Source organism: Aquimarina discodermiae, from assembly GCF_040786235.1.
Classification (GTDB): Bacteria; Bacteroidota; Bacteroidia; order Flavobacteriales; family Flavobacteriaceae; genus Aquimarina.
In genome coordinates this window covers 53,850-71,309 of the sequence record NZ_JBFMKP010000021.1, presented here as the reverse complement: position 1 = coordinate 71,309, position 17,460 = coordinate 53,850, and the positions used below count along the sequence as shown (strand labels likewise).

Annotated in this window: 20 protein-coding genes; 9 read left to right on the top strand and 11 right to left on the bottom strand. The window is 31.4% G+C overall.

Features of this window, described 5'->3' with window-relative positions; translation table 11 throughout:
- Positions 1-260 precede the first annotated feature (260 nt).
- Both ABW636_RS14685 and ABW636_RS14680 read right to left on the bottom strand, forming a co-directional pair.
- Positions 261-1,562 (bottom strand): type II toxin-antitoxin system HipA family toxin, encoded by a 1,302-nt coding sequence (locus tag ABW636_RS14685; protein WP_367590820.1) that lies wholly within the window; start codon positions 1,560-1,562, stop codon positions 261-263.
- Entirely contained in the window at positions 1,562-1,909 is a 348-nt protein-coding gene (locus ABW636_RS14680; protein ID WP_367590819.1) for a helix-turn-helix domain-containing protein, read from the bottom strand. The genes ABW636_RS14685 and ABW636_RS14680 overlap by 1 nt, the downstream gene beginning before the upstream one ends.
- 269 nt (positions 1,910-2,178) lie before the next feature.
- Here ABW636_RS14680 and ABW636_RS14675 point away from each other — a divergent pair, with 269 nt between their 5' ends.
- The 7 genes from ABW636_RS14675 (at position 2,179) to ABW636_RS14645 (ending at position 7,538) form a co-directional block, all read left to right on the top strand.
- Positions 2,179-2,520, top strand: coding sequence for a cupin domain-containing protein (locus tag ABW636_RS14675; protein ID WP_367590818.1), 342 nt, complete (start codon positions 2,179-2,181; stop codon positions 2,518-2,520).
- A gap of 7 nt (positions 2,521-2,527) precedes the next feature.
- Positions 2,528-2,971 carry a hypothetical protein gene (locus ABW636_RS14670; RefSeq protein WP_367590817.1) on the top strand — a complete coding sequence of 148 codons (444 nt, stop codon included), beginning with the start codon at positions 2,528-2,530 and terminating at the stop codon, positions 2,969-2,971.
- On the top strand, positions 2,958-3,875 hold the full coding sequence (locus ABW636_RS14665) for a tryptophan 2,3-dioxygenase family protein (protein WP_367590816.1): 918 nt from the start codon (positions 2,958-2,960) through the stop codon (positions 3,873-3,875). The genes ABW636_RS14670 and ABW636_RS14665 overlap by 14 nt, the downstream gene beginning before the upstream one ends.
- 49 nt (positions 3,876-3,924) lie before the next feature.
- A complete protein-coding gene (locus tag ABW636_RS14660; RefSeq protein WP_367590815.1) occupies positions 3,925-4,239 on the top strand; it encodes a 2Fe-2S iron-sulfur cluster-binding protein in 315 nt (104 codons plus the stop codon).
- A gap of 260 nt (positions 4,240-4,499) precedes the next feature.
- Positions 4,500-4,988: a hypothetical protein gene (locus ABW636_RS14655; protein ID WP_367590814.1), complete on the top strand. Its 489-nt coding sequence runs from the start codon at positions 4,500-4,502 to the stop codon at positions 4,986-4,988.
- A gap of 80 nt (positions 4,989-5,068) precedes the next feature.
- Positions 5,069-6,793, top strand: coding sequence for a tetratricopeptide repeat-containing sensor histidine kinase (locus ABW636_RS14650; protein ID WP_367590813.1), 1,725 nt, complete (start codon positions 5,069-5,071; stop codon positions 6,791-6,793).
- A gap of 10 nt (positions 6,794-6,803) precedes the next feature.
- On the top strand, positions 6,804-7,538 hold the full coding sequence (locus ABW636_RS14645; protein ID WP_367590812.1) for a LytR/AlgR family response regulator transcription factor: 735 nt from the start codon (positions 6,804-6,806) through the stop codon (positions 7,536-7,538).
- A 15-nt stretch (positions 7,539-7,553) separates the two neighbouring features.
- Here ABW636_RS14645 and ABW636_RS14640 read toward each other — a convergent pair whose 3' ends face one another.
- On the bottom strand, positions 7,554-7,919 hold the full coding sequence (locus ABW636_RS14640) for a VOC family protein (RefSeq protein WP_367590811.1): 366 nt from the start codon (positions 7,917-7,919) through the stop codon (positions 7,554-7,556).
- Positions 7,920-7,929: 10 nt separating this feature from the next.
- Complete coding sequence (locus tag ABW636_RS14635; protein ID WP_367590810.1) at positions 7,930-8,574, bottom strand: hypothetical protein; 645 nt, start codon at positions 8,572-8,574, stop codon at positions 7,930-7,932.
- Positions 8,575-8,803: 229 nt separating this feature from the next.
- Between ABW636_RS14635 and ABW636_RS14630 the strand changes: the two genes are divergently transcribed.
- Positions 8,804-8,938: a hypothetical protein gene (locus tag ABW636_RS14630; RefSeq protein ID WP_367590809.1), complete on the top strand. Its 135-nt coding sequence runs from the start codon at positions 8,804-8,806 to the stop codon at positions 8,936-8,938.
- A gap of 118 nt (positions 8,939-9,056) precedes the next feature.
- Here ABW636_RS14630 and ABW636_RS14625 read toward each other — a convergent pair whose 3' ends face one another.
- The 3 genes from ABW636_RS14625 to ABW636_RS14615 form a co-directional block, all read right to left on the bottom strand.
- Positions 9,057-10,253, bottom strand: a complete 1,197-nt coding sequence (locus ABW636_RS14625; protein ID WP_367590808.1) for a DUF418 domain-containing protein — start codon at positions 10,251-10,253, stop codon at positions 9,057-9,059.
- Positions 10,254-10,349: 96 nt separating this feature from the next.
- Positions 10,350-11,288 (bottom strand): hypothetical protein, encoded by a 939-nt coding sequence (locus ABW636_RS14620; protein ID WP_367590807.1) that lies wholly within the window; start codon positions 11,286-11,288, stop codon positions 10,350-10,352.
- 423 nt (positions 11,289-11,711) lie between these two features.
- Positions 11,712-12,311 carry a nitroreductase family protein gene (locus tag ABW636_RS14615; RefSeq protein WP_367590806.1) on the bottom strand — a complete coding sequence of 200 codons (600 nt, stop codon included), beginning with the start codon at positions 12,309-12,311 and terminating at the stop codon, positions 11,712-11,714.
- Positions 12,312-12,426: 115 nt separating this feature from the next.
- On the opposite strand from ABW636_RS14615, the gene ABW636_RS14610 reads away from it, so the two are divergent.
- The gene (locus ABW636_RS14610; protein WP_367590805.1) at positions 12,427-12,762 is read left to right on the top strand and encodes a winged helix-turn-helix transcriptional regulator; all 336 of its coding nucleotides are present in this window, start codon (positions 12,427-12,429) and stop codon (positions 12,760-12,762) included.
- Between the two features lie 373 nt (positions 12,763-13,135).
- On the opposite strand, the gene ABW636_RS14605 is transcribed toward ABW636_RS14610, so the two are convergent.
- The 4 genes from ABW636_RS14605 to ABW636_RS14590 form a co-directional block, all read right to left on the bottom strand.
- On the bottom strand, positions 13,136-13,276 hold the full coding sequence (locus ABW636_RS14605) for a hypothetical protein (RefSeq protein ID WP_367590804.1): 141 nt from the start codon (positions 13,274-13,276) through the stop codon (positions 13,136-13,138).
- 188 nt (positions 13,277-13,464) lie between these two features.
- Complete coding sequence (gene hemN / locus ABW636_RS14600) at positions 13,465-14,829, bottom strand: oxygen-independent coproporphyrinogen III oxidase (RefSeq protein ID WP_367590803.1); 1,365 nt, start codon at positions 14,827-14,829, stop codon at positions 13,465-13,467.
- A 56-nt stretch (positions 14,830-14,885) separates the two neighbouring features.
- Entirely contained in the window at positions 14,886-15,728 is an 843-nt protein-coding gene (locus ABW636_RS14595; RefSeq protein WP_367590802.1) for a universal stress protein, read from the bottom strand.
- A 671-nt stretch (positions 15,729-16,399) separates the two neighbouring features.
- Positions 16,400-17,458, bottom strand: coding sequence for a response regulator (locus ABW636_RS14590; RefSeq protein ID WP_367590801.1), 1,059 nt, complete (start codon positions 17,456-17,458; stop codon positions 16,400-16,402).
- Between the last annotated feature and the right edge of the window lie 2 nt (positions 17,459-17,460).

Genomic DNA, 17,460 nt, shown 5'->3' with positions numbered 1-17,460 from the left:
GGGGTAAAGTATCCGTAAAGAATGTGTACTTATTAAAGAAAAATATTCATTCTCCTTTAGAATTTAAAAAATCTATTATGGTTATAAAAAAGAGATGTTTTCTTAAAAAGTAATCTCTCTATTCTATAGATTCTTTTAAGTAGTATTTTTTATCTATGTAAATATAAAGCACCCTTGTAGGAAAAAATATTTCATAATATTTCAGCGGCATTACCATAAACTATTGATGGTATTTTGGATTCGGAAAATTCCTTAATATGTTAATCATAATTAAGGAGTGTTTTTTTTATGCTTTTGATATGAGCATCGCCTACATTTACTTTTTTTGCATAAGTTTCCCATTGTTGTATAATGGTATTAATCTGTTGGATAATTTCTTTGGGGTTTTTGATGTTCATAGATTTTGCTACGATAAGAAAATCCTGAAGAGTAATATTTTCTCTTTTCCCATTAATAGAAAGCGCATGACTACTTACCCACTGGCTTCCTGGGCGATATGCATAGCATATATCATATGCAGGACTAAGCTCCCACTCCCCATCTTGTTTTAATCTAAATGCAAAATTTTTGGTATGGTCATCACAATTTTTAGAAATAACATTAAACACCATCCTTCTAAACATCTGCTCTGCTTGTGGATAGGGTAATCTAAGCTCTCGCATGGTCTCAAATAATTGCTCATAGCTATACTGACCTACCTGATTATAGTCATAGTGTTTCATAGCGCATAGTGTTTGTATATGGTGTTTAATGTTTCCTTCTTCTCGGTCAAAGCGCTGTGTCATAAAATGTGCTCGGCCATTTTCTTCTAACAAGTTGCAGGGCATCATAGTAATCCCACAATCGATCGCCATATAATAATAGGCCATTTCTATACGGCCATACCCCTTGGATGTTCCAAATTGAGCATCATCTACACCATCTAGTTTTATGAGATAATGCTTAAACCCCTTGGGAGTTTTTGTTTGTCCTGATTTTACTTCTCCTGTTTTTTCATTATATGCAATAATGGCTTTTGCCCTTGCTCCTCCTGCAGAGGTTCCTATGGTAAGAATATCCTGCATTGCTTGCAACTCGCTCTTATTAATATTGGTTGTAAAACGTTCACGTTTATTAAGCATCGCAGCCGCTACTTCGACAAGATTATCCATCTCTAAATCAAATGCATCTGTACGTTTATTGGTGGCAGGCTCAAACTCTAATGCCCCCATACCTCGGGTTCCTATAAAACATAGTTTTTCTACCGGGTTCATACTATTTTCTGGTCTTCCTTGTTGTGCAAGCCAGGTGTTTATTAATCGATTTCCATAGCGATCAGGAAGTACATCTGCTAATAGCCCTGGTAACCCGCTAAAAGTATTCTCTGTAGACAATGGATTAGATCGCAAATCCGGAAAGTTATAAATAATAGTACCATCTAATGGCATCTTTAAGGGGGCTAATTCATAACCTCTTGTAATGAAAGAAGGTTCGTATTGAAAACTTGCCAGTTGATTTGCTTCATCCCATAGTACAGCACCTACTGTTACTCCCCAAATTTTTATTCTTGCACTATTTACCATTACCAATCACTATTATTTTTATCTTCTTTTCTTGTGCCCGTTGCGCGTTTTCTCTTTTTTTCTTGCAACTTCACTGCTTCCAAAGGGCTTATTTGTTGTACTGTATTAAAATGTTCTAATACATACAATAGATCCAATGTACGCAAGACCTGTATTAATGTGCCTAATGTTATAGAATCTCCTTTTTCAATTTTACCAATAGTATACCTATTAACACCCGCTGCTTCTGCTATCTGAGCTTGTGTTTTATTCTTCAAAATACGTTGGCTCTTTAAAAAATGTCCTATTTGTTTTAGAATAGCATCATCTGTCATCGCCACCCAATTAATGTTGGTTTTTACTATCATTAAATACGTTTTTAAACACTTATGTTGTTAAATAACAACATAAATATAGTAAAAAAATAACAATTCTAGATTTACAATGTCTAATTATGCTATCATTATCACCAAAAACAATCAATAATGTTAGTTTTTAACAACATTATATAAAAGAACAAGAACCTATTATTTTCATAAAGGATATTTTTATCCCTTATAAAAAAAACAATTATCTTTGTCAAGAAACTTTATTAGAAGATAAAAAGATCTTTATATAACCTATAAACTTAATACCAATGAAAACTGCCTCTCTAACTCAAGATATTGTTTATAACGACAAAAAACCCTCGATCAACGTTTTGATTGACACGTCAGCCTCAAAAGAAATACGCATTGTTTTTAAAAAAGGACAACTTATGAAGGACCATAAAACACCATTTCCCATCGTAGTACAAGTTTTTGAAGGTGCCATTGATTTTGGTGTAAACGGTAGTATACAACATCTAAAATCAGGAGACTTAATTGCATTAGAAGGTAACGTTATACATAACCTTACTGCTACAGAAAATAGTATTGTACTATTATCCTTATCTATAAAAGACAAAGTAGAACGTGTTAAAAATATAACCACCAACTAGACGAACTATGTTTACTGCCAAAAGAATTTTTATTGTAATACCGATTCTATGGTTAGGTTTTGTACTATCTATATCCTTTATGGAAGCCTGGCTAAAATTTCAGGCAGAAGGCGTTACACAAGCCATAGGATTAAGTATTGGCAAATTGGTATTTGGAGTTCTTAATAAAGTAGAGTTATTTTTTCTTATTACTTTACTCTTATGTGTATTTATAAACTCACCTATAAAAAAACACAAAGCCTCTAAATACCTTCTTTTTTTTCTAGTACTCATACTCGTCATGCAAACCTTTTATCTAATCCCCATATTAGATCTAAGAATAGAACAGATTTTAAACAAAACTACTCCTCAATCTTCCTCTATGCACTTATATTATGTGCTAATAGAAGTACTTAAAACAACCATTCTCATTATGCTATCTCATAAATCTTTACAAAATGCAAACATCTAATTCTGACATATACCAATCTATTGAAGAGAAATATCTAAAACTAGGTAGCCCCTCCAGAACTCATCTCAAAGGTTTACTTCATGCCAAAGAAGTTAATTATTGGAGCTATATACAACTGGAAACACTACTATCCCTACAAAACCCAAAAACACACTTTGAAGATGAAGAAGTCTTTATTATCTACCATCAAATAACAGAATTAGTACTAAAACTAGTTCTGAATGAAATCAAGCAAATTACTAGAGAGGAGCAAGTATCGGCATCACTTCTTACCGCCAAGCTACCAAGAATTATTCGTTATATCGAATTACTCATAAATTCATTTGGCATCATGCAAGAAGGTATGAATTATGAAGATTACAATACTTTTAGAAGTGCACTAGCTCCTGCCAGTGGTTTTCAAAGTGTTCAGTTTCGATGCATCGAATTATATTGCACTTCACTCGAAAACCTAATTACTTTTAAAGACAAAATTTCAGAACATCATACGATCGAAGATCTCATGGAACTTCTATACTGGAAAGCTGCAGGATATAACCCAAAAACAGGAAAGAAGAGCTTAACTCTACAGCAGTTTGAAGAAAAGTACGCCTCGAACCTTTTACAATTAGCAAAAGAAAGAAGAGGCCATACTCTTAATGATATATTTCAAAACTTATCAACCCCTTCTGCGACCCTCCTACAACAAATGCGTGCTTTTGATTATTTATACAATATCAAATGGCCCAGAGTTCATCTTGCAACGGCTTCACATTATTTAGAAACCAATGAGAAAAGCAAAGCAGCCACGGGAGGTTCTGAATGGAAAAAATATCTCGATCCCAAGTATCAACGTCGTATTTTCTTTCCAACAGTTTGGAGTCAAGAAGAACTTACTAACTGGGCAGAACCTTGTTTTTTTTAATGATTCTATTTTAAAACAACCCATACTATAAAAAATTACTTAAATACTAATGAAACTTACTATCATTGATTTTGATAACGAAATACATCTTATCAACTATTCTAGGTTAGAATACCCTAATTTGATGGAGCTCATTGTAAATACGTTTTATACAGAAATAGGAGAATGTAAAGGCAGAGGACTATGTGGCACTTGTATCGTAGAAATTATAACAGGAGAAATCATTTGTAATAAAAGTGATCAAGAAAATCACACCTTAAAAATTGCCTGTAAAAATACACCTCGATACAGACTCGCTTGCCAGATAGTTTTGAATAAAACCTTAGATAATTCTGTTTTTAAGCTAGTAAACGAGCAATACTAGGTTAGAATACCACAAAACAAAAGTACATAGCTACAAAGTAAAAATCAAGTTTCACATCTTAATCACATGCTTCTGAAATTCAATCAAATACAAAAAAACATTTACTATAAAACACTTTTTTATCTGGTTATAAGAATCAATCTATTATACAATTTGTTAACATTTCAACAACTAAACAGTAAATAACCGGGAATTTTCCCTTATTGTTCTTTATCTTTAGGTGAAGAACCTTTTGTATAAATATTAAAACTCTTAAAACCATGAACAACCTAGTATCTTCAGACCAAGCTATCAGTTGTGACCCTATATCTGTAGAGGTAGTTTCACAAAAACTTTTTCTAATCGACAAAGCTCCTTCAAAACCCATGGTCTCTGCATCATGTTTGTATCTCTCTAAATACCTATATCAAATTGATATTGCACTCTATTTGCCGCATGACATTGAAGGTATACAAATCTTAAAATGGGAAAACAACGAGTATATTTCTCAACTACAAGAAAATGATCAAGATTCTATTTACCGAGAAATGACCATAAGAATGTTAGGTTTTAATCAAAAAAAATTAAAAGCTTTATTATCCAATTCTAACTATATAAAATTTGATCTTTACATGGTTCAATTAAGCTATAGTACTAATGAAAGAGATGCTGCCAAAAACATACTTGTTAATTATCAATATGGTGATCCCGAAACTACCAGAGGTACAGTTACCACAGTGAGAGATATTAGTGAAACAAAATCTTCATAGCAATTAGGTAGTTTCTATCTCATTTTGTTTATACAATACTTAGATTTCATCAATTCGAAAAACTATGCTTTACTCTATACATGAAAACCAAAATATTTATAGCATTAATATACTTTACTTCAACCTTTAACTTCTATTCGCAAAGTGATGTTAAGGAATTTGATAAATCTATTCGAATGATATGTCAGGTATCAAACCATTCAAAACTCTTTCATAATTCTATTGACTATTTTTTTAACAACAATGTCGATTCTACTTATATAAATATTAGTAAATATTTATTACAAACCGAAGAGAATACACTTTTTGATTATGCACATTACTTACAAGGTGCATGTGCCATAAAAAAGAAACTTTGGGGGCAGGCAAAAGAAAGTATGAGTAAAATTTCTGACACCTTTGATTATAACTACTTAAAAAAATTAAAATTAGGTGTTATATGCTTACATCAAAAAAAATACAAAGAAGCACTATCATTTTATGAGCAATGGGAATCTACGTATGGAAAAGAAAAAAGTAATATCCATTTAAAACAAATTTATCACAATATAGGAATTTGTCATTTACATCTTAAAAACAATAAAAAGGCAGCTCATTATTTATATAAAGAACGAAATTTGGCAATACAAGATAAAGACACAATAAGCATTATCTACGCTACCATGGATATTGCAAATTTGTTTTATGAGCAATACATGGATGATAAAGCAATTCCACTATTTAAAGAAGCATATTTATTATCAAAATCTATATCGAATATAGAAATAAAGCAAAACGCTGCACTTAATATGTCGGTAGTAGAAGAAAACCGAAATGAATTAAAAGCCAGTATTGCCTATAGAAAAGAATATGAAAAATGGAAAGACTCTATCTGGAATCGAGATAAAATATGGGAACTCTCTAAACAAGAAAAAGCATTTGCCGTTGCACAAAAGGAAAAGGAAATTGAGTTACAAGAAAAACAAATAGAAGTACAAAAAACACGACAAAGCTTTTTATACGCAGGGATCATATCATTGTTGGTTTTTATAGGTGTTATTGGGTTCTTCTTAAAACAAAGAATTCATAAAAACAAGATCATTACTGCTCAAAAGAATAAATTACAACACCTAAACGAAATGAAAAACAAGTTATTTTCTATTGTTTCTCATGATCTAAGAACTCCTATAAATAGTATACGTCATAACAATACCTTAGTAATCGAAGCCGTAGAAAACAGCAATCAAACAGAATTGATTGCTAAAATTAATGAAGGTGTACAGATAACCAACGGAGTACATTTACTACTCGACAAGGTTCTTAACTGGTCCCTTCTAGAATCAGGGCAACTATTTACAAACTTAGAGTCTTTTATGCTTAAACCCATTATATCGCAAATCATTTATGATTATGAGAGTATTCTTAACTCAAAAAAAATACAACTAAAAAACAATATCCCCGCTCAAACCATCGTATATTCTGATATAGAATCCACCAAAGTAGTACTTAGAAACTTACTTGATAATGCCATCAAATATTCTCATAACAATGGATCTATAATTTTTGATATCACCCACAATAATGACAATTTCGTGCATTTACAGATCATCGATTCGGGTATTGGTATTTCTAAAGAAAAGCTCAAAAATATAACTCTGGATAACGATTCTAAAAACACAAACCAAAATTCTATTAGCGGTTTTGGGCTTAGACTTTGTAAATCATTACTTCGTAACAATGGTGGGGATTTAACAATAAAAAGTAAAAAAAACGTTGGCACAACGGTCGAGATTGTTTTTTTGACAAAAAATATAGCACATAAATAATATTGACCAAATGGAAAATATCAATATCCTGATATTAGAAGATAACCCAAAAGAGGCAGATAGCATTCAAAAAATACTAACTAAAAATGCCTATGACAACATCACTATATGTACAAATGTAAATGAAGCCGAAAAAGTACTTGCTAAAACTTCTGTAGACCTCTGTATTCTTGATATTTTTTTGGGTAAAGAAATGGGGGGAATAGCATTAGCTCAAAAAGTTTCAATGCTAAACATTCCCTTTCTATTTCTTACCAGCTCTAAAGATAAAATGGTGTTTAACAAGGCTAAATTAACAAACCCTATTAGCTATTTACTAAAACCTTTTAACGAATTGGAATTGATGTTTACTATGGAGTTAGCCATCGAAAAGTTTTTCAATCAATTTCATGCATTTTCTGAAGAAAAAGCTCCTACTGTTTTAGGAGATCAGTATCTTTTTGTAAAAAATAAAGATCGAATTACTAAAATTGAAATTAGCAATATTTCATATATACAGATAGAAGATGGTTATTGTAAAGTTGTTTATCAACAAAACAATTATTTTATAAAAATGAGTTTAAAAAAAATTACGCAGGTTCTACCTTCCTATTTTATTCAAACTCATCGTAACTCTATGGTCAATTTACATAAAATCAAAGATATTTTTCCTAATGATAATTTGATCACGTTAATGGATAATGAAAAAATTCTTATTAGTGAACGTTACAAATATGCAATTATCAAAAAGCTAAATATTATATAGGTCCTGACCCTGGTATTAGTTTTGCGAATGCAAACCTATTCGATTACCCTCTGTATCTATAAGTTGTGCAAAAAAACCAAATTCACCTATATCTGTTTTTGGGATTACTAATGTGCCTCCTGCTTCTTCTGCTCTATTCGCTTGTACGGCTACATCTTCGCATGCAAAGTAAACAACGGTGCCGTCTTGACTAGGCTTGCTATCTCCTGATTGTACGATGGACCCTGCCGATCCCACTTTGTCTGGTGCTCCAAACATATACATTTTACTATCTGGCATTTCTACCAACTGAAATTCTAAATTAAAAACCTTTGAGTAAAAGTTTTTTGCTCGTTCGAGATCTGTTGCGGCAATCTCAAACCATTGTACCGGATTATCCATTTTTATTTATTTATTGTTGTATGCTACTTTGTATATTTTCTCCTTTAATTTGTTTTCTAAAATAAGAAGCAAGGTCACCCAACAAATTATCAAAACATTCTTTAGACCTTCTATTATTTTGAATCTGGTATCGTATTTCATCCTGACTTCCGATTCCATCATAATTATTGGATCGCAATTCTATTAAATTTTGCTTGCCAACCTCAAAATTTTCAAACTCATTGATCAAATTAATCAAACTGTCATAATGATTTTTTTCAATCAAGAGCGCGTTTTTTTCTACAGCTTCTCTTGTAGATTTTAATTGATCAGAAAATGCTTTTAATTTATTAGAGCTTGCAATCTCCCACAATTCATGAGATCTAAGTTTTAAATCGCAAAGACTTCTCCATAGATCATTATACAGATTAAATTGACTTTCAGAATACCTAAGCAATACTTCTTTTGATTGATCTAAGACAGATTTTGATTTCTCAAACTGGATCCTATATGCTGTTCGAACCTCTTCTAATTCTTCTTCGTACAATCTTTTTTGTTTTTCATGCATCGAACTGCCTATCATTTGTCCAATCCATTTTGATATCCCGATAATGATAGCTCCAGAACCTCCTACACTAAGTATGATTGCTGTAGATATTTCTAGTATGTTATTCATATCATTATTTTATTTCTAAAGTACGACAAGAATCTTTTACAAGTTTTGACCAAAAATGACTGTCAAACTTTAAGCTCTAATTCAAAGATAATGAATAAACTGTAACTTTTAATTAACAACCAAGCCACAATAAGTCGATTAATTAACGGCTATATAATTTCATTATTTACTTAGAGTTTTCATAGAAAAGTTGTTTTTTGCTGATAAGTTTAATTACAAAAAAACAAGTATGACGAATTTAAACCATAAAAAAATCCAGGATTTTAAACTAAAGAAAAAAGAAATGATCAAAATTTCGGGTAGTGGGTACTATAAGAAAACAGATGAAGACGCTAAACTTAAAGAGTTAGTTTTTTTAAACTAGTCTATCTTTTATGCTTGCAATACTAACACCATAGAAAACCCTGCCTGCTTTGTGGGCAGGATTGTATCTTTGAGCTATAATGAATGTAATTATTATACAATGTTTTATTCGCTAACAGCTATTTTCTAATCGGTAAAAGTTCCTTGTAAGTTAAACATCTCCAGATCCATTCTAACGGACCATATCTAAACTTCTTAAGCCATATTTTACTTATCATTATCTGGCCAACAAACACCAAAACGGCGGTCAATAACGCTCCCGAAGGACTAAAGGTTTCATACAGTTTAAAACCAACAGACGAAAACAAGATCAATCCTATAAAACTATGCATGATGTAATTGGTTAGTGCCATTCTACCGACGTACTTTAAAGGAGAAAGTACATTTTTTAGTTTTGTATTATACCAAAACCAACCGATTACCCATAGATAAAATAACCCCATCATAGTATCAGACAGCACCATTAATTTTATAAAAATAGGTCTAAAAATTTCTGTCGAATAGATTTCAAAATCAGGAAGTACAAACAAGAATACAATCCTATACAGGTTAGTTACAAGAGCAACTATAAGCATGGGTTTTTTGATTTTTAGAATAAAAGCATCTAATGTATCATAAATCTTGTTTTTACCCAGATATAGCCCCAACAAGAACATCGATATCGCAATAGGTGCTAAAAAACCAAACAGCATAGGAATGTTTGTGAGGTATTCTAAACATCTTAATTTTAGACCTTCTAAGTAGGTTCCGCTTTTTATTATGTGGTTAACGGTTTCTCCTGTATATCCATCTAAATAAATCTCTGGCTTAAATCTTAAAAGCTCCATCAAATACCCAAGTACCAGATCATAAAACGGAAAGAAAAGAAAAAAAGCAGCCAGAAAAAGAATGGTTTTATTTGATTTTTTGATCATCAGTGTTGTTAATAATCCCAAAATCGCATAGAGATTTAATACATCACCCGACCATAACAACAAAATATGCAATACACCTATTATAAATAGGATGGTCATCCTTCTTGCAAAAAATGAAAACGACAATGTACCTTTTTCTAATAACCGTAATGCTTGCATCGAAATTCCTAATCCGAAAAGCAACGAAAAAATAGGAAAGAATTTTGTATAAAAAAACAGTTGTAAAATTTTACTAGAAATTTGATCAATACTTGAAGTCCATTGCAAAGCAAATTCATCCTGATTCAAAAATGTCGAATTCATAATTACAATATTGACTACAAAAATTCCCAGAATTGCAAAGCCTCTATATACATCTAACAGTTCAATTCTCTTTTTTACTAGGGTCGGTTGTTCGTTCAATTTAGGTCTTATTTTTTATACTATTTATTATTAAAACTAGGTACTAGTTGTAGAATTCTGGTTTCAACAACCCTCTATTTAAGTAATATCATTACTTTATTGCGATGCTTTTTTTAGCACATCATAAGGTACTAAAAATTCTTCTCTACAGTGAGTCATTGCATGCACATAAGAGGGTACTACCATAATTCCCTTTTTTGTGAAAAACCAGTTAGCATACTTCCAGGCATCTTTGTTCTCCTCTGCAAAATGCTCACACTCATTTTGGTAACCTTCTTCATCCTTATACTTATTTTTAACCAGTTCAGAAATAACCAAGTTTGGATAGATTTCTTGTATCGAATCTAATTGTTTAAGTCGTTTTAAATCAAAATTCAACCCTGCAATTGTATGATTTGGATGCGCTCCGCCACAATAGATAGATGAAAATTCTTTGTAACTCACATATTCTTCTGATACCAATTCAATTTCTACCCCTATATCTGCCCAGCTACAATCTAAACTTGTTATTGCATGCTCAACATGTATCGAATCTAATATGGGGTTAAAGACATCTCGTTGCTGTTTTGTAAACCCATTACCTAACCTAAAAAAGTATGTTTTTGAATGTTTTTCGGTAAACCAAACCAGCTCTTTTTTATGATAGTTTGTGATGCTATCTCTAATAAATTCAATCCTTTTAAGCTTGAAATCGTTGCTGTTTTTTGAAGTTTTAGATAATTTGACTTGATGAGATCGTCCATTATATTTCCAGATACCGTTCAAAGAATCCTTATTAATAGATAGTGTAAAAAGTTCTTTTTCTTGTTTTTCGCTTAATATCTCATCTAATATTAGTGTTGAATCATCATAGGAACCTGTGAATGAAATGTTTTTTAGTTGAGATTTATAAAAGTAGTATGCAAATACATCATTATACTCTTGGTTAATTTCTAACTCTAATAAAATTGGATATTTACCTATATTTCCTTCATACGTTTGTGCATGTGTACAACTGACCAAAAACATAAAAACTACAATAAAATATAACCTCATTTATTAAAACATTATAATTTCTAAATTTTGTACCATTTCATTCTACTATTAGGATTGTAAAAGTATCTTAACCCGCATGATCTGGCAAAAATTTAGTATCGACTTTTTGACTTAAACAATCTATTTATTATTCTTCAGAAAGATCCTACTACAATCAAATATGTCTGAGGTAAAAAAGAGTATTCATTGTTGGATGATACAAAGGTAAAACAAATACCAAATCAAACTATTTACTAGGGAAAATTCAAAAAATTGTACGCTAATTTATTCCTTCAAAACTAAGAAATTTATATTCTACATGCCTAACTAATAAATAGTACTTTACAAAACCACAAAAACCACCCCTAAAGATGGCTTTTACAAAACAATACCTGTAAGAAGTAATATTGTTACATAGTAATTAGACAGTATGTTTTCTTATATCTAAATAATTTCTACTATTTTGTGAATATCTCTTCTTGATTTTGGTTTTTTACTGGGTTGATTAAAATCTTCCTGATCTCTATATCCTATGGCGACAGCCACAAGAGTAGTATAATCTGTTTGATTTAATATTTTATCATAGTTTTCTGGTTCAATACCTTCCATAGGCGTTGCATCGATTCCCATATCGGCACAAGCACTTAATAAAATACCAAGAGACAAGTAAACTTGTTTATCAAACCAAGCTTTAATTTGCTCTTCTGTCCTGGGCTTTATAAATTCTTTGTAATAATCTACTGCTCCTTTTGGAAGTTCTTTTTCTATTTGCTCTTCAAACAAAGCAACATTATTGATTCTACTAAACACCACAACAGTATCACTATCCAATACTTTATATGTATTAAGCCATGAAACGCCAGAAAGTTGCTTCTTTACATCATTATCAGAAACAAAAATAAATTTCCAGGGCTGACTGTTTATTGAAGACGGACTTAGGTGTAAAATTTCCTTTAACTCTTCTAATTTATTGTTTTCGATCTTTTTTGATGCATTATACTTTTTTGTGGTATAACGCTGCTGCATTGATTTTACAAAACTCATATTGTTGATTTTTATTTGGTATTGATTTTTTACTATAAAAATTATAGTTGCAAAACTAAGTATAGTATTTTATCTTTGCAATAACGGTCAAAAAGGATAGTTTAATTTTTTTGTTATGTATACATTTAAAGGAAAGGAATATCCCTGTTGTACAAGTTTAACAATGGGTATTATTGGTGGAAAATGGAAGACGGTAATCTTATTTCATTTAATGGAAGGCACACTGCGATATAACGAGTTAAGAAAAGAAATGCCAACTGTTACCGAACGAACTCTAAGTTTACAACTAAAAACTTTAGAAGAAGACGGAATCATCAAACGAAAGGTATATACATCAAAACCTCCTTTAAAAGTCGAATATTCATTAACCGAATTTGGAAAAACACTACGTCCTCTTATCAAATCAATTGCAGATTGGGGAGACTTTGTAGTTGAAAATTACTCTAAATAAGGCTTTACAACTTTCTATATTTCATTTTTTCACTAAAGCCTCGTATATAAAAACATTGAACATTTTTATATAATGAACTGATTTAAATGAACTATATGTTGTTCAAAAAAAAGAACTTATTGATTTAATAACAAACTTCTATTTTTGGTAGTGAACTCCTCTTGACTTTTTGTTTTAACCGAAATCGAAGATTCATGAACTCTTTATTATAATATATAGACTTCGTGAACTAAAATGAGTTAAAATTTAACCAGATGAGGCACTTTTTGAAAATCATAGCAGCGCTACGAGTAAGAAAAGTAACGAAATATGGGTGAATTTTAGCCATTTTTTAGGAAATAGAAAAAGTCAAGATGAGTTCTGTATATAATACCTAACTTTTTGCTCCTATTCTATGATGTGTGCCAAAACGTATTTCTCTCATTTTGGCATCGATATATTGCTTCCAATCTTCAAGATTATCTGTTTTCCTTTTAGGAATATATGAGCTTTTTAATAGTAATTTAGTTTTCATCTGTTCTTTTTTATTGTTTTAAATGTCAGATCGAATTCGCCATTGATGATATCGATGGGTATCGACTTTATTGTTATGACTCATTTCTACACAACATTTTTTGGTTAATATTTCCCCTTTTATGAGATTATATACCAATCATGATGCCAAATTTTAAAAACGCTCAAAAATCTAAGGATAAACTGGAGTTATACCGTCATAGAAAATAATGGTGTTTCTGGTTGGTTTTTCTGAAGCCTTACATCAAAGGCCATACAGATATTACGAACAAATGGGCGACCTTTTTCTTTGATGAATAGGCTGTTTTCTGAAATCTCTAATAGTGCATCATTTTCTAATTCTTTCAATTCTTTTAGTACATCTTGTAATTCAGGGAAAATGCTTGTTTCCTCTGCCCAACTGGTTGTAAAATGGCACATTAGATTTAGAATATGTTTTCTAATGATTTCATCTTTTTTGTTTAATAGATGTCCACGATATACTGGAATAATATTTTGATGAACCAAATTTTGGTATTCTTCTATCCCTTTTACATTTTGAGCAAAACCATACCAACTATCACTAATAGAAGATGCGCCCAAACCAATCATTAATTGAGTTTTTGAAGCTGTATAGCCCATAAAATTTCTATGTAGTCTATCATTTTGCATAGATTGGTATAAGGTATCGTTGGTTAAGGCAAAATGATCCATTCCAATTTCTATATATCCTGCTTCTGATAAGAGTTTTTTCCCTGTTTCGTATTGATTACGTTTGTGCGCAGCAGTTGGTAAATCAGATTCAAGAAACCCTCGCTGTCCGTTTCCTTTTTGCCAGGGAACGTGAGCATAACTATAAAAAGCCAATCGATCTGGTAAGAGTTTTTTTGTTTTCAGAATGGTATCAATAATTGTTTCTTCTGTCTGAAAAGGAAGCCCAAAAATAATATCGTGTCCTACAGAAGTATACCCAATTTCGCGAGCTATTTCTGTAACATATTTCACATTTTCAAAAGGTTGTATACGGTGTATAGCTTCTTGTACAGTTTTATTGTAATCCTGAACTCCAAAACTGACTCTTCTGAACCCTAGATCATAAAGTTCTTGCAAGTGTTCTTTGGTAGTATTGTTTGGGTGCCCTTCAAAGCTAAATTCATATTTTTCTGCTCGTTCGGCATACCAAAAAATTCCGTTGATTAGATATCGTAAGTTTTCTGGTGAGAAAAATGTGGGGGTGCCTCCTCCCAGATGCAACTCTTTTATTTTGGGTTTGTTTTCAAAAAGATTAAAATACAATTGCCATTCTTTTAAAACGGCCTTGATATAAGGTATTTCTACGTCATGCCTTTTGGTAATACGTTTATGACACCCACAAAAAGTACATATACTTTGACAAAAAGGAAGGTGAATATAAAGACTGATTCCTTCGGAATCATTACTTTCTTTAAAAGACCGAATCACAGATGATTTCCAATCTTTTAATGAAAAGGAATCATTGTCCCAATAAGGAACGGTTGGGTAGCTTGTATATCGTGGGCCAGGGACATTATATTTATGTATTAGATTGGTGCACATTTTTTTGAGTTTTGAATTTTTGGTACTTCCTGAAAAATCTTTGGTATTATTTACTACTATTCATGCAGGACTAAAAAAGGGATCGAAATATGATAGCTTATTTTCTCTACGGTGGGTTGAAACAAAATGCGTTGAAAAAAATTAAGGTTTTTTGCAACCATAGTAATCATATCAATATCTCTGCTTTCTACAAAACATTGTACTGCAGTTTCAAGATCTACATTAGATAAAAAGTGAAAACTATACTTTTGATTTTGAAGTACATCTTCTAAAAAATATTTATTATTTTTTTGTAAATCAGTTAGATCCTGCTCTTTTTTTGATACATGAAGCACGCGTAAAGAACTCTTTGTTAGCGTTAGTATTTCTGTAATGGTAGAAAGTACTTTGTTTTTATAGTAAATGTTATAATCTGTAGGGAAAGCAATTTCATTAATACGTGTATAGGATGCTTTTTCGGGAATGACTAATAAAGAACATTTTACTTTGGTAATAACATCCCCTGTATTTGTACCAATTATTTTTTCTTTTAATCCTGATGCACCTTTGGTACCCATTACAATGTAATTGATGTTTCTGTCGATTACCTGTTTTCTGACGACATCTATAAATAGCCCGTATTCTATAGTAGTAAAAAAAAGATGGTTTTTATTATGAGTGATTTTTTTGATTCGCTTAAGAAACGAATTCATTTGTTCTTTGTTTTTCTGCGATGTTTTTCGAACTACAATTTCTTCAGGTTCGTATAAAGGGATATTAACCCTCATTAACCTTTCAGAATTTACAACATGTAATAAGTGAAAATTACAGTTTACATTTTCAAAAAAAGACAACGCATAACTAATGGCGTTCCATGAGTTTTCTGAAAAATCTATTGGTATTAGGATATTTTTTTTCATAGACACATCATAATACAACAAATGTATTGGTATGTGTTTATGAAAAGTATGACAAAAATCAGTTTACCATTTTATTAGTGAAACTCTGTTTTGAAAGTTTGCGTAGCAATGCATTCAAAATAGATAGTGTACCTTTTCCGTTCTTTAAGGTATAAAATACCTCAATGCTAATCTAAAGGAGTGATTTTTCATAATAAAATGGAGAAAAATTGTATCGAGAATAGCTTTTGAATACTTTGTTTTTCATAGGTTTATATATTATTGAATTTTACCTAACTTCCTTTGATTTAGCTTTCTGTTCATTTTCTTTGCTCGCCCAAAGAAAACGAACCAAAAGAAAAGGCGCTTTTTTCAAGGTATTTTTCAGTTATACTGAAAACCAGATTTGTTTTGCTAAAATCTTTCCAAGGTTTCAAGATTTTTTAACGCAAAACAAATCTTATACTGGTGAAAAAAGATGCTCAAAGCTCTGCTTTGGAACGTCAGTTTATTCACTGGATAAAACTTGTATTGGATGTCTCAAACTGACGCATTTCAGATTAATCGAACTCAGGTTAGTATAACTAATCCCGCTTTTTTAATGGGATCAGAGATTTAATACCTCGAAGTTTGTTTTGGAATATTAAAAATTATTTTTAGTTGAATGCTTTGTGGAATTTCCCGAGGATCATTTACTCTACCAATCGAAGTCCTTTAATGTCCAGAATTTTAATGTTACGTCCTTCGATTTCTATCAAACCATCTTTTTTAAAACTAGATAATGTTCTAATCAGACTTTCTGTAGCAATACCGGCAACACTGGCGAGGTCGTTTCTAGAAATCTTAATACTTTCTTCTGGACCTTTACTCAAAACCTCTGTAAATTGTAGAATGGTTTGAGCCGTTTTTTTTCGTACCGAGCTATAGGCCATTTGCAATAGTTGTTCTTTAATTTCTGATAAGTTGTCGGTAAGTAATTCCATTAACTCCAGAGATACATTTTTGCTTTTTTCTAATATTTCCCTAAGTGAGTTTTTGGATACTCCAGCAAGCTCACAATCTTCTACAGCCGTTGCAGACTCCTGATATGGGATATGGTCTACAAAAGAGGTAAATCCAAGAAAGTCATCTTCTTTATACAAAGCAGTGATTAATTCTTTGCCATTCTCATCCATTTTATGGGATTTAATAACTCCTTTTAAAATCAAATATATTTTGTTAGAATGATCCCCTTCTTTATAAATCAATCTTCCTTTTTTAAAAGAAGAAATTTCACCATAATCATCAAAGAAGTTTTTAAGTTCATGCAAACTTCTTAGGTTTTGCTCATCCTGAGCTTCTTCCTTCTGTATAGAAGGCACTCTTAGGTTACTGGCAAGGATTTGTGCTTTTGCCAATCGGCTCTCGACTGCACTTAATAACTCTTCTTCTTCAAAAGGTTTGGTTAGGTAATCATCGGCACCCAAATCCATTCCTTTTCGGATCTCTTTATGTTCTGTTTTGGCAGATAAAAAAATAAAAGGGATTTGATTGGTTAAGTGATCCTGAGATAATGTTTCTAATACGCCATAACCATCTACTTCGGGCATCATAATATCACAGATGATGATATCCGGTTTTTCTTGCTTTGCAGTAGCAATTCCAATTTTACCATTGGGTGAAGTAACTACTTTGTAGTTAGATAGCTCTAGTAGTTCTGCAGTGTTCTCTCTTAAAGCTGCATCATCTTCTATTAAAAGGATCGTTTTCATCT